The 12,643-nt window shown below is 54.6% G+C and carries 11 protein-coding genes; 9 read left to right on the top strand and 2 right to left on the bottom strand.

The genetic code is table 11. The features are described from left to right. Nucleotides 1-276: 276 nt before the first annotated feature. The 9 genes from NE850_RS26005 (at nt 277) to NE850_RS25965 (ending at nt 10,940) form a co-directional block, all read left to right on the top strand. Nucleotides 277-702 carry an AlpA family phage regulatory protein gene (locus NE850_RS26005; RefSeq protein WP_310699591.1) on the top strand — a complete coding sequence of 142 codons (426 nt, stop codon included), beginning with the start codon at nt 277-279 and terminating at the stop codon, nt 700-702. Continuing rightward, on the top strand, nt 699-2,528 hold the full coding sequence (locus NE850_RS26000) for a DUF3631 domain-containing protein (protein ID WP_310699590.1): 1,830 nt from the start codon (nt 699-701) through the stop codon (nt 2,526-2,528). The genes NE850_RS26005 and NE850_RS26000 overlap by 4 nt, the downstream gene beginning before the upstream one ends. Nucleotides 2,529-2,820: 292 nt before the next feature. Then, entirely contained in the window at nt 2,821-3,975 is a 1,155-nt protein-coding gene (locus NE850_RS25995) for a phage/plasmid replication protein, II/X family (RefSeq protein ID WP_310699589.1), read from the top strand. A 1,163-nt stretch (nt 3,976-5,138) separates the two neighbouring features. Then, nucleotides 5,139-5,423, top strand: a complete 285-nt coding sequence (locus NE850_RS25990) for a hypothetical protein (protein ID WP_310699588.1) — start codon at nt 5,139-5,141, stop codon at nt 5,421-5,423. 260 nt (nt 5,424-5,683) lie between these two features. Further along, nucleotides 5,684-6,664 carry a tyrosine-type recombinase/integrase gene (locus tag NE850_RS25985; RefSeq protein ID WP_310699587.1) on the top strand — a complete coding sequence of 327 codons (981 nt, stop codon included), beginning with the start codon at nt 5,684-5,686 and terminating at the stop codon, nt 6,662-6,664. Between the two features lie 832 nt (nt 6,665-7,496). Further along, a complete protein-coding gene (locus NE850_RS25980) occupies nt 7,497-8,267 on the top strand; it encodes a hypothetical protein (protein WP_310699586.1) in 771 nt (256 codons plus the stop codon). Between the two features lie 10 nt (nt 8,268-8,277). Continuing rightward, nucleotides 8,278-9,279 (top strand): hypothetical protein, encoded by a 1,002-nt coding sequence (locus NE850_RS25975; RefSeq protein WP_310699585.1) that lies wholly within the window; start codon nt 8,278-8,280, stop codon nt 9,277-9,279. A 34-nt stretch (nt 9,280-9,313) separates the two neighbouring features. Beyond that, nucleotides 9,314-10,153 (top strand): hypothetical protein, encoded by an 840-nt coding sequence (locus tag NE850_RS25970; RefSeq protein ID WP_310699584.1) that lies wholly within the window; start codon nt 9,314-9,316, stop codon nt 10,151-10,153. Between the two features lie 289 nt (nt 10,154-10,442). Further along, the gene (locus tag NE850_RS25965) at nt 10,443-10,940 is read left to right on the top strand and encodes a hypothetical protein (protein ID WP_310699583.1); all 498 of its coding nucleotides are present in this window, start codon (nt 10,443-10,445) and stop codon (nt 10,938-10,940) included. A gap of 464 nt (nt 10,941-11,404) precedes the next feature. Here NE850_RS25965 and NE850_RS25960 read toward each other — a convergent pair whose 3' ends face one another. Then, nucleotides 11,405-12,259 (bottom strand): hypothetical protein, encoded by an 855-nt coding sequence (locus tag NE850_RS25960; protein WP_310699582.1) that lies wholly within the window; start codon nt 12,257-12,259, stop codon nt 11,405-11,407. A gap of 181 nt (nt 12,260-12,440) precedes the next feature. Next, on the bottom strand, nt 12,441-12,643 hold a 203-nt coding region (locus NE850_RS25955; RefSeq protein ID WP_310699581.1), incomplete at its 5' end, for a hypothetical protein.

The raw sequence follows: 12,643 nt of genomic DNA, 5'->3' as shown, positions 1-12,643 counted from the left end.
CCTCATGAGCGGCCGAGTGGTTTAACCACCGGCCGCTTTTCTTTGCGGTCCATGCATATGAATGCTGGACCTCCCCTACTCGCTCAACGCCGCTGCCCTAATTAGGGCGATCATCGCATCTACCACATCTTCCAGCTCTTCGCAAACTGCAAGGAAACCGTTTCGCGAAGCATGCCGATCGCGAAATCGCCCTACTGGCAAATGCTTGTCGCGCCGCCTTCCTGAATGATGGATCCCACGCAATCCACTGCGTGCTCTTATCGTCCAATGGAGATCATGATGAAGAAGAACCAGCTGGCGCTGTCCGGATTCCTGGCTGAACGTCGTCAATCGATGACGGTTGCCCCGACAAACGATAACCAACGCAGCATTTCGCCTGAAGAGATTGACAAGGCGAATGCTCTGGTGGCCGCTTTTGCCCTGCGCGCGCAGAAATGCCTCAACAGCAGGTTGATCCGGTTGCCTGCGGCACATACCCGGCTCGCCATCGGCAGATCGACCTTTCTCAAAAAAGTGCGTCTGAAAGAGCTGCCTCAGCCCGTCTATTGCGGTCCGCGTGTGACGGCATACCGCGAAATCGATCTCGACATGACGATCGCGGCTCAAACGCTGGCATCGCATTATGGCCTCATGCTGGATATGAAGAAATTCGTCGCCGCATTGAGCGCACCCATCGTCTCTGTGACGGAGGTGAGCGCATGAGCGCGATCGACTTCCTTCCGACTACCCCGATCGGGTGGGCGCGCCATCAAAGCGAAATCGCCCTGATGGTCGCAGAAATCTATGAGCAACTGGAGCGTTGCAAGACCGTCCATCCCGTCGCGACCATGCTCGGAATGAGCGAGCCAGTCGGCTTTGAAAATGCGGGTCCGGTCACGATCAGCGGCATCGACTTTTCCAACGCACTCGCCTTCCCCATCCGGAAGTGCGACGGCGAAGTTATGAATATCCTCCTCGTTTCCGACCTCGGTGACGGCACAGTCGAAGAAGCCTACATTCCAGGCGTACCGATTGGTGGCGGCTACGTTTCTCTTGGAGAAATGAACGGTGACACGATCCACGTTGCCATCGACCTTCCTAGTGCGCTTACCATCGCGCATGCGACCGGTTCAGCGGTCGCATGCGCCATCTACACCGATAACCTTGCCGATGTCGCCGCCGCGTTGCGCGCGAAGTATCCGAACAAGGAAATCATCGTCTGCGCGGGTACCAGTGGCGGGATGAGTCGCCCCGTCGCCGCCCGCGCTGCCTCCCGCATCGGTGCCAGGATGGCGGTGGCCGAAACCGGCGGCACGTTCGCAGGCTGCTATCGGGAAGCTGGTGCCAAAGGCATCATCCAGAGCCTTGAAGCAGCGGAAATTCAGATCAGCCTCGATCAAACGACCGAAGCACTGAATCCTCTAGATCCGCCCGAGCCGACCCGTTGGCCCGGACACGTCAACGGCAATCTCATGGCCCAGCATGCCGTGATGCTCATCAGGCGTTATTTGATCGTGGACATCTTCGCTGCCATCACGATCGTGCTCTGGGCACTGGCGACCTACTTCGTCAAGGATATCCGGATCGCACCATTGCTGGCCTTCATCTCGCCAACCAGGCGATGCGGGAAGACGAGAACGCTTGGCCTTCTCAAAAGTCTGGTATATCGGCCCTTTGCAACTTCGGGAACCACGGCGGCCGCGATCTATCGCTTGCCGAAGCGCAAGCCGACCATGTTGATCGACGAAATCGATACGTTTCTGCACTCTAAAGAACTTGTCGGCGTTGTCAACTGCGGCCACACGCGGGATGCGGCATCGATTGTGCGAGTGGAAAAGGGCAAAACGGTGTCTTTCGATACGTTCTTCATGAAAGCTCTTTTCGGTATCGGCTTTCTTCCCGAAACGCTGGCAGATCGCTCCATCGTGATTCCGCTTGAGCGGAAGGCGGAAGATGACGAGGTTGAAACGCACATCGTGTCCGAAAACGACATGTTTGCTCCCGTGCGCGCCTGCTTTGCCCAGTTGGCCCACCTGTATGCGGACGCGGTACGACACGCGAGCCGAAACCCGATCAAACTCAGCAACGACCGGGCCGGAGACAACTGGGAGCCGCTGCTTGCGGCCGCCAGCATCCTTGGAGAAAACTGGGTGGCGTACGCGCGGCACGCGGCGAAGATTCTCTCTGTGCACACGGGCAGCCAATCCGATGCCGGGCTTGAGGAACTTCTTCGCGATATCAAGCTGGCCTTCGATTCTCTCGGAGCATCAAGGCTTTCGACGAAGCACCTGATTCAACTCCTGACGGCCGATGAAGAAAAGCCGTGGGCCACATACTCGAACGGCAGGCCTATCACGGCAAACGCTCTGGCGAAGATGCTCAAACCGTTTGGCATTAGCAGCACTAGCCTGCGCGAAACCCGGGCGGCCAGCCAGGAGAACTCGTCGCCGTCCCTCAAGGGGTACTACCGTGACGATTTCGCCAAGGCGTTCCGACAATACGTCCCCCGTGAGCCGGGCGAGCCTGACGAAACCGATGAGTCGGCATAAACCGCGACGCCGCGACAGCGACAAAACTTGTCGCGGCGTCGCGGCTTCGGGCTGTATCTCGATACGCCGGCACGAAGGATCAACTAGCCAAGCTGGCTGGCGGCAATGTGAAGTAATACCGTAACTACAGCAATAGTTTGTATAGCCATATGGTCATGTAGAACAGTTACATGGTCCATGGTGCAAGTTGAATGGTCGAAGATAGCTATATGGTCCAAGTGTAAATATGTAGTCCTACCTTAATGAATAGTTAATACATATCATGAATCTTAAACATATGGAAGAATGTGTCATGCTCGACACCGTGGGTCTGGCTGTTAGTGATATCTCAGCCGACCTGCCCGCCCAATCCTGGAAGGAAGTGGATGGTAGCCGTGAGCGGCGCCGGGACTATGGTGATTTCGAGTCCGACGAGGGACAGGGAAAGCTTAAGGTCAAGCACATTAAGAAGAGCGGGCAGTTGCTCGTGGAAGGCAGTTGCGCACGTTTCTACCAAGGCCACAACATTGTCAGTTCAAACGACGCGATCGCAACCGCCTTCTCGATGTTGCGTGCCGTTAAGGACAAGCATGGCATCAAGATCCCGCTGCGAAGGGCCAAGACGTTCGCGCGTGGCGAGGACATCGCCGTCACCCGGGTCGATGTCCCCGTCATGCTACGCGTACCTGAAGGACTAAGTGTGGGCGGCGTCATCAACGGCCTCGCGTGCGCAGCCATTCGCTGCGGGATCAACATGTCGCTGTACCACAACGAGACCTTCTACTTTGATCAGCATTCGCAAACGTCAGCTCTGAAAGGCTACGACAAGGATGTCGAAATCGAGAGCCACAGGAACGAACTTGAACTGCCTGCGACGGAAACGGCCACCATGCTCCGCGCACTCGCCAAGTCGACAGTCCGGCTGGAAGGCGTTTTCCGCAAGAAGCACTTCGACAGTTGCAGCCTGTTCAAGGATAGAGAGATCGAGCCACGAGTCCTCGTGCCGAGAGTGCTCGCGACGATGTTCCTCGATCTGATCAACAACTACGATTTGCGGGGTTGCCTGCACGCGCGGCTGCGTCAGAGCGATCTTTTGCGGGTCCCCTATCGGCAAAGAGGAACGGTTGCGTACTGGGAAAGCGGCGGCGACATGCTACGTTACTTCGACAATAACATGCGGAGCTTCAGGCGCCACCGTCAGCACATCAAGAAGCTCTGCTCGATTGACATCGGTGGCCCGCCGCCCGGTGAAATCGAGGTGCCCGCGCAGGTCGGCGATATTCTGGCGCCCGAGAACTTCGTGCCGGTGCCGGAGGCAATTCGCTGTGACCCGCAGCTTATGTACTCGCTGGACATGCGCGACGAGTGGTTCGGCCTGTGTGACCGGCTGAACGTGCCCAGCGGCATTAGCCGGACGTACATTGACCCGACCGAGCTTTCGCCCCGGCCGCGCGGGGGTCACGACTAAGCCGTACACCGCTACGGCCGCTACACCGCGACAACGGGCGGGCGCGATGCCTGTTCCGGACCTCTGGTTGTCGCGGTGTAGCGGCAAAAGCGTGGCTGACTGTTGCGTTGTCGCGATGTCGCGGCACTTTCACCATACGCTACGCTCTCGCCTTGCCTCCGGTCCATCTGCAAATAATGGCTGGGCCTATCGAAACCAGCGGACAAGCGACTGGGCCAGGCAATCGCTAGTCTGTCGCGGTGTCGGCAAACCGGTCCCGCGACGATGATTTTTCGGCCGATTCACGCCCCTGCCGTGTCACCATCACCATCTCACAGCAACGCGGGGCCTCCTCAAGGATTGTCAACGATCGCCGCGCGCGGCCTGTCGTCCGAACATACTGAAGAATAACTACTTGATCTATACAGACGACATGGTGCTGGAGGAAATCGAGGCATCCGTGCAGATCGACGAGATCCCGGAGCCGAGAACTTCGTGCCGGTGCCGGATGCGATTCGTCGTGATCCCACGCTGTTCCATACGTTCGACATGAAAACTGAATGGCGGGTCATTTGTGACCGGCTAGGAATAGCCGGAGGCGTCGGGCGTGCGTACGCGACTCTACGATGCCGCCCTAGGCGACCTGCCGGATACCCCGCAAATGCTGGACTTCTGGATCGACTAACCTTTGTGGCGGTGTAGCGGCAAACGTGGTCGGTTGCGCGCTCTTACTTCTGCCCCGTCAGGAACAACCGTTGCCCTAGAAGAAATCACGGACTCGTGTAGATCCCGCAGTCACGTCACGTCACGTGCAGTATCACTTTAGCTGCTACAACGCTACACCCCAATCGAGTCCAAACGCGGTTCCGATTGGGGTGTAGCGTTGTAGCGACAGAAACAGCATGCTAATAAGTAACCGTTACGCGTCCGCGCCAAAAATCGGGTGGCCCTGTAGCGGTGTAGCGGCAAATACGGTCTTTGACGACGGTGATCAACCCAGCAAGCATGCTTGGCGCGTCCGTAAGCCAAGGGACTGGCTGTGAATGTCACTATGTCGCGCCGCCGCATCAAACCGATCTTGCCGAACATCTTCGAGCGAAACAATGTCTTGACAAAGCAGGTCATCGTTTGGAACAATCCGGCGCCAAGCCAACGTCAAATTAACTTCAAAATAGGATGCAAATATGGCTACGGGTGACAGTCAAAAGATCAAGGCTAAAGAATTCGTCGAGCAGGTCGAGGAACTCGAAGGTGTAGTTATAGCTCTCTGGACCGACGCAAGCACACAAGTGAAGCCGTACTCCTATGCACGGATGGCCGCGGGGAATATGTCGATCGCTGACTGGATTGAAGGCCGAATCAAACCAAAAATCGGCGACATTGCGGTACGCGTAATCGATGGAGGTTACTCAACCCCTCACCGTGGTCAACTCATGAGCACTTTAAGGAAGAGTTACCAGTCAGAATAACGCACGATTAGACGGCTAAAACGGTAAAGAGCTACGTACACCCAAGGCACCTGTGCTGGACGCTGTGCGGTGCTTCGATGAGCTTTTTTCCGCGCTTAACTTAAGATTGAGCCATATCTAGCGTGTCGCCATGCAAAGTTAGTGCACGTGCTGTTGTCGCCGAACTATTGATAAAATACATTATAAATAGTCGCGCACCGTTATTAATATCGCCAACTTTGACGATATCACGCAGATAATAACACCCAACCCATTCAATTATGCGCGGCACGGAAAAAGGGAAACCCGTGTCAACCAGAATAATTCCCGCAATTCAGAAACCGCCGCGAGCTCTCACCGCCGCCGAATTCCATCAGTTGTCGAATGTCCCTCCCGAGATCGAATGGTTCGCCAACCTCGACAACCCCCGCACCCGACGCGCTTATCAGATCGATCTGCGCGACTTCATGGGTTTTGTGGGTATCGCGCAGCCGGACGAATTCCGTACCGTCACCCGTGCGCATGTCCTCGCGTGGCGCAAAAACCTGGAAGGTCGTCAATTATCGGGGGCGACGATACGGCGCAAGCTAGCCGCGCTGTCGTCGCTGTTCGATTATCTGTGCGAGCGTAACGCCGTTCCGCTGAATCCGGTCGCAGGAATCAAACGGCCCAAAGGCAACAGCAATGAGGGTAGGACGCCAGCACTCGGCGATCACCAGGCTCGTGCACTGCTCGACGCACCCGATCCGACAACGCTGAAGGGCAAACGCGACCGCGCCATGCTCGCCGTACTGCTCTACCACGGCCTGCGCCGCGAAGAGCTGTGCCTGCTCAAAGTTCGTGACATTCAAGAACGACGCGGCGTGCGGCATCTGCGGATCCACGGCAAGGGCAACAAACTGCGCTACGTGCCGCTGCATCCGGCGAGCGCCCAACGCATTCATGCCTATCTGGAAGTGGCCGGGCACGGAACAACAGCCGACGCACCACTATTCCAACCGGCGCGCAAGACCGGCGCTTCGATCACCGCCGACGGCGTCTACAAATGCGTACTTTCCTACGCGACGCAGGCGAAAATTGACGTCGACGGATTCGGCGTGCACAGCCTGCGCGCAACGGCGGCGACCAACGCGCTAGAACACGAAGCCGACATCGCCAAGGTGCAGGAATGGCTAGGACACGCGAACATCGCGACTACCCGCCTGTATGACCACCGCAAGAGCCGCCCCGAACAATCACCCACCTTCAAAATCGCGTACTAGCGACCAAACCAGAGCCTCGCCACCGTATTCGATCGCGGCATGCCGTGGCTATCGATCGTCGCATGTCGACCCAACCCGGTCGTTCGATTCGTGCCGGTTAGAAAGACCGCTGTGCGGTGCCTAACCGACCTTCGCGCCGGGAAGCCTCCTGCCTTGCCGACAATTGCGGACTCGGCGCAGCGGCGCGCAGGGCGATTTTCTTTAGGCTAGGCCGAGAAGCAGGTATCCGTGTCGCAACTAAGCGTGTGTGCAGCCCTGAAGACGTTTATGCCAGGGAAGCTGGCGGCGCGACCTATGTAGGAAAAAGCAGCGCGCTCGACACCCGTCTGGCAACTTGCCACGTGAATTCGGTCATTCGCGCCTCCGCGCTGAAGAGCCTGTACTACCGGCTCTCGACAATTCTTCCTGTCGGCGGATCGCGATTTATAGTCGTTCATGGCGTGGCTTCACGGAATCGACCGCTCATCAGCGCTATATCAAACCTTTCTGTGCGGCTGCGTATCGCCCGATCAAGAATCTGGATTTCCATGCACATCCGCATGCCATGTGCGTACGAAGTGTGCGGTTCAGTGTCGCGCACCGCGTACTTGACCCGGCTCAGCCGCATCCTGTTGATGCACCGAAGTCTGTCGGATACCGCACATCCAAATGAAAATATCCGCCTTGATTTTAAGCCAATTCGATCTAGGCTCATTCAAGCAAATTAACTTTCTTTCGAACGCCATTCTTTAGATATCGTTTTGCATTCTTGATCGACCACGTGGATGCTCGGCATCCGAAAAACGCACAGTTCTCTCTGCCTGATCTGAGTTTTAGCCAGGAGTTTGGTTTCATGAGTACAACTCAGGATATAATTTGCAGGTCGAAATTAAAACCGCACCGCGAAGTGCGATTTCTACATTTATTTTTTCACTTTTTGATCGCTATCCCCAACATTCAGGTCGCTACTGGATTAGGGTTGGTGACACTTACGGGCTGCAGCACATATTATTCACTTCAAGTGTTCACGGAGGATAAAAAAGCCGAAGTTACGGAAAAAAAACCCATATTGCGATACGCACCGGTCTTGGAGACCGATGATTATAGTGTCTACGCGCAAGAAAGCGATTCAACAAAGTATTATCTTATACCAAATCATCTGGATGTCCTCGATCTCGGTGAGAACGAGGCTTTTGCACTTGCCATGGAAAGGCAAGATCAAAAGCATCTTATCTTCACAGCGGTTATTGGGCCGGATCAAATGATGATAAGCGACGCGATCAAGTTGCTCGCAGCCAAAGGAATAGCAAATCCAAATCTCGTCGTTTATCCACTTGGAAATTTAATTATCCGCCCATTAACCAATCCAAGAGATCCCAATGCACTGCGCGTAACCGCAATCGCACGAAGCATCGGCTTTAAAACCCAAGTTGCATTACTAGTTTTGCAAACAAATGGCAAAAATGATGTGCGCGACGTAATCCAGCTTCTTGACAGCAAATCCGGAGTTATCCTGGAAGGTGGCTTTACCACTCTAAAGGCTCATGATCATCGAGTAGAGATCGATCACATCACTTTGCAAATACGACTCCACGACCTTGATGTTTCAAATCTTTCCAAATAACGAGGCCATCATGACAATGCTCATCTACGAATCGGTCGCGGCAACTAACTTCATCACGGTTTACAAAGATTCTGACGATGCAAAACTTTTTTATTACGTTCCAAAATTTGCAGAGATTTCAAAACGAAATGATGGAACTTTGAACTTCGGCGCGCAATTGTTCAAGAAAAACCCGAATGACCCTAACGACGGGTTTGCAGTATATAATTTTGGTGTAACCTGCGTAACGCCCTCTGCGGATTTTCAAGCCGTTGTAAGCGCACTTGAGACAAACTATGGCCCCGGTGTAAAACTCGCGGTGGTTTCTCCGGATGCGGCCAATCCAACCCTTGTAACGCTTACCGACGGGATATACCGAAACATCAAGTGCCAAAGCCGCGGCGCTAATCTCTACACTGATCTTGCCTGCTCATTTACCATTGATGAGTCGCTCGAACCTGACATGTCGCATTTCTTTCAAAGTACGAACACGGGCTGGGCGGGAGAGATTGACTTTGCTGTTCGCACAAAAAAAACCTCATTCGAATGGCTAATCCGCGCAAATTGGCATTTAATCCAAGAACATTTTCGCACGCAAGCTAGCGTCAAGTATTGGTGGATCAGCACAAATATTTCCTATGAAACACAAAAGCTAATCAATGACGACACCTTACACATAGAAATATCTGGCGGAACTCCTGAGCAGAAAGAAAAAATCTATACTTTTGCCGAAAAGATTGCGACCCGTTTGTTTGTGCCTACTCTTTCAGAAAATCCACTTCCCGCACACCCATCTGGGTCAATTGTTTGCTTTAGCCTTAATTATTCAAAAATCGAAGAAAACAAGTCGTCTGAGTGGAGCGGCAGAGAAAGTGACTACGAGGTAAAGCCGCTTGGCATCGCTGCTTACGTCGGAAACATCCCAAAAAAATATTTTAGTGGCTATGACGGCAAGGCTTTGGACTATGACTTAGATAAGCCAGAAGAACTATTCCGATATGTTGATCCCGCGACAGGGGCAAGAAGAAAATAGCAGCGGTTGCATTACATTATCGCGGAGATATATTATGACTCGCGCCGTTATTAATTGGAAAGAAAAGGTTGCAGCAATAGAGCTCTTATACGATTTGGATGACGTCAATCAGCTTTATTATGTCCCGACAGCTCATTGGGGTCAGCTTATACGTCAAGACTTAGGAACGCGTGCGACAGTACTTCGCGGCGAGATAAAATTTGACCTAGATGCTTCGGAGCAAAGCGATGTGTCGACGGCGCTCCCGGGAAAGAGGATAGCGCCCATCGCAACGGATGGTATATCGGGAATACCAAGGATTTCAATCGAAATATCGTCACCGCATACGGGGAGAGCCAGTTTAATTCCGTCGTTGCCATATCCAACTGTTGCTTTTAACGCAACCATTCAACATGCAGATTCAGCGTACAAGGATATAATTGCGACGATAGAGGAAGCATGGAACAAGAAAGCACTGATTCTCGGGCCGATTACGGCGGATGTAACGACCTTCGAGGTCTTCTGTTCCGCTGAGGTTTTGATTGATTCGCGAGAGTGTTGGGACGCACTAGAAAGTGATTTAACGGGCAAAGATCTTCTGCCGTCAGACGCCTTATCAGGTGTTCGGGAAGTCGTTAACAAGATGTCGACACGGTGGATTACCAATCGGGACCCGCACAGTGGCGTTATGGCATGCGCAGACGATGTGCACCACTTCTTGGAGCAGAAGGTATTTGATGCGTTCTTTCGCAGCGCCCCTCCATTGGCTGTTTTCGAAAACGGCTTTTCCATCGAACAAGTCCAACTCGTAGAGCGTGCCTCCCTAGCTTCTGTCATGCGATGGCGCTTGAGCGCATTGAACACCAAAACCAGCACCCTGTCGTTACTCGTTTGAAGCGCTGTAATAGCGGCAAAAGCTCATTTGGGCCTCGCGCTACCAAGTAGCGCACGCAGAGGGGGCGAATCGCTCTCGGCAGCACACCGACGCTTGGCGATGGTTTTCGAAGTGCCGACCGCGTTCGCTTGGCGCGCCATTGGCGTGGTTGCGTCACGCATGGGACTAGACTGATTTGGACTTACAAACGTCACGCCAACGCGGACTGAGAATAGATTTTTGGAAGCCCTGCAGACTCAAAGCCGGCCCGATGCTGCGCGTTGGGGTGATCGCCTCCGGAGGGACTAGAGTGAATCCGAAGCAACTTGCGCTGCAGCAGGATATGGAAAACAGCCGGCCGCCGGTTCCGCCCGAACCGGAACCCGGCGAACCCAGACTTGCAAGGAAAGCTGACGTGGAGGCCCTTCAGGCGGGGAAGGTCGTGACGCGCTCGATCGCCGGTGCGGCATCCTTATTCAGCAATTCTTGCGAAGGCGGAGACTCCTACGATAACAACTGCGCGCACTTCCTGTCTAATGCTTTCATACGCGCGGGATACTCCGAACTGCACCCGCAGAACGCCTGCATCACGGCGCGATGCGCGACTTGCGCCAAGCGACCCATACGGGCACGAGACATGTGGTGCTGGTTTAAGTTCATGCAAAAGGACTCGCGGACGACGCTACCCAAAAATGACGGATTCTGGGCTGTGTTCCAACTCAATGAAAGCAAATACTGGGGCGGACATGTCGTGATCATAGACACCGACACAAACATCGCCTTCGGCACAGGAAATTACCCAAAGTAGGATCAATACTGCTACAAATGGTAACAATAAACCCAGTAACGATCCTCTTTTGGAGAAGATATCGAATTGACACTAGGCCAAGGCTGGCGACGACGACCTCCATGAAATGTGCAACTGGTTTTCTGACCAAAATGGCAGACGACTCGCCTGATACGATCGGCCGACGAAGGTCCGTTGTCTGCGCGAAGCTGACGTACGAACGACGGTGTGTCAGCATGGGCCAACGTCCGTAGATGGCCGAACTTCGCCCGGCGACGAAGCGCTCAGGGCGACCCGGAGCTGCCGTCCCGACTCGGGCGACCGCAACGACCGCTTTCAAGCATGCAACGGCAGTTCGTCCGCGGGGGTTACGCCTTATCGGCCATTACAGTTGTGCACCACGCGCGTCGCCCTGCAGCACAGCCTGCCGGGCCGAGGTCCCCTACGAGGCCGAGTCGCCTGTCACGGTCGTAGCCCGGAGGCTGCTATTCTTCCGCTGCTTTCAATTTGATGTTCGCGGCCGCCTCCGCCGACTCGTCTTTGATCTTCGCAACCTGAGCTTGGATGGCATGCGCACGCTCCACGCTCGAAGCGTCAGCGTCAACCCCGGTCAACATCGTCCGGAGTTCAGCTAGCAATGCCTTTTGCAGTTCATCGATCAACGCCGGGTACCCAGCAGCACCATACTGGTCAATATGGTCTGCCCGACTAGGCAACGCAAGCTTAGCAAGTTGGGCTACTCCGGCGTGATTCAGCAATTCTCTCGGGTCAATACCCTTCGCCAGCATATGGAGTTGCGAAAGAGATATCGTCAGTATTGCGTGATAGGCTTGATAGAGACTCCAGGCGACTTCGGACACGAAAGGCTCTGCTTTGGCGACATCAGGCACGGCATACTTTTCAACGTCTCCGACCGTGGCGGCAATGATTTCCACAGCACTTTTTAGTCTTTTGTCGTGGCCTACTTGTTCCGCGAGCGTGTCCATTTTCATAATCGCGATGTATTGGACGGCTCCCTTCGCGCCTGAGAGCGTCGAGACGGCTGACCAGAGCTGTTCGATCGCGGACACCCGCCTCTTGTAGAGTTCCAACTGTGTACTTGCGATGCCGGAGATTGCGCTGCTCTTTAGGGAGGCGATGTCTGCCTCTCGCTGTCGGATTACCGCCTTGAAAGACTCTTCGCTGATCCGCTGCTCACTGCGCACAGCTTCAATCTTTTGGTCGAACTCGTGCTGAACTGCACTCTTGAGGCGCGTGACGATTAGGTTACGCCCGAGCCAAAGGGCGGCTGCAAACAACGCGGTGGGCGTCAATCCGGGCAACAAGTCCGCAATTTGCATGTCGAATGGATATTTCGTTGAAGTTCCATCCTACATGATGGATGGTCGCACGTAAAAGAAGGCCGAGCAGCCTCCTTCCCGGCTCAACACCCTCTGCTATAGCTAGGAATCTACCATTGCATGTAGCCGATCGCATTCCCGACGCTCACCGATGGCAAGACTGACGTACTGGTATCCATCTTTAATTCGGCGGCAGTTTTCGGCGGTGGAGCGGACGTGTGAGCGTCCGGGCACGGAAGACTTCCAGTGACGCCTTGTGGCCGAGGCCGTGTAAAAACGCGTGAGCCGGCAGTCTGTCGAGCGACTGGTGAGGCTGCGCCTTGGCAGCTTCCTGCTTTCTACGACTGAACTGATTGCGCCACGCCAGCAAGCATAGCCACGTGT

This window comes from Paraburkholderia sp. USG1 (genome assembly GCF_031570135.1).
GTDB classification, from domain to species: Bacteria; Pseudomonadota; Gammaproteobacteria; order Burkholderiales; family Burkholderiaceae; genus Paraburkholderia; species Paraburkholderia dioscoreae.
This window is presented reverse-complemented; position numbering and strand designations above follow the sequence as displayed.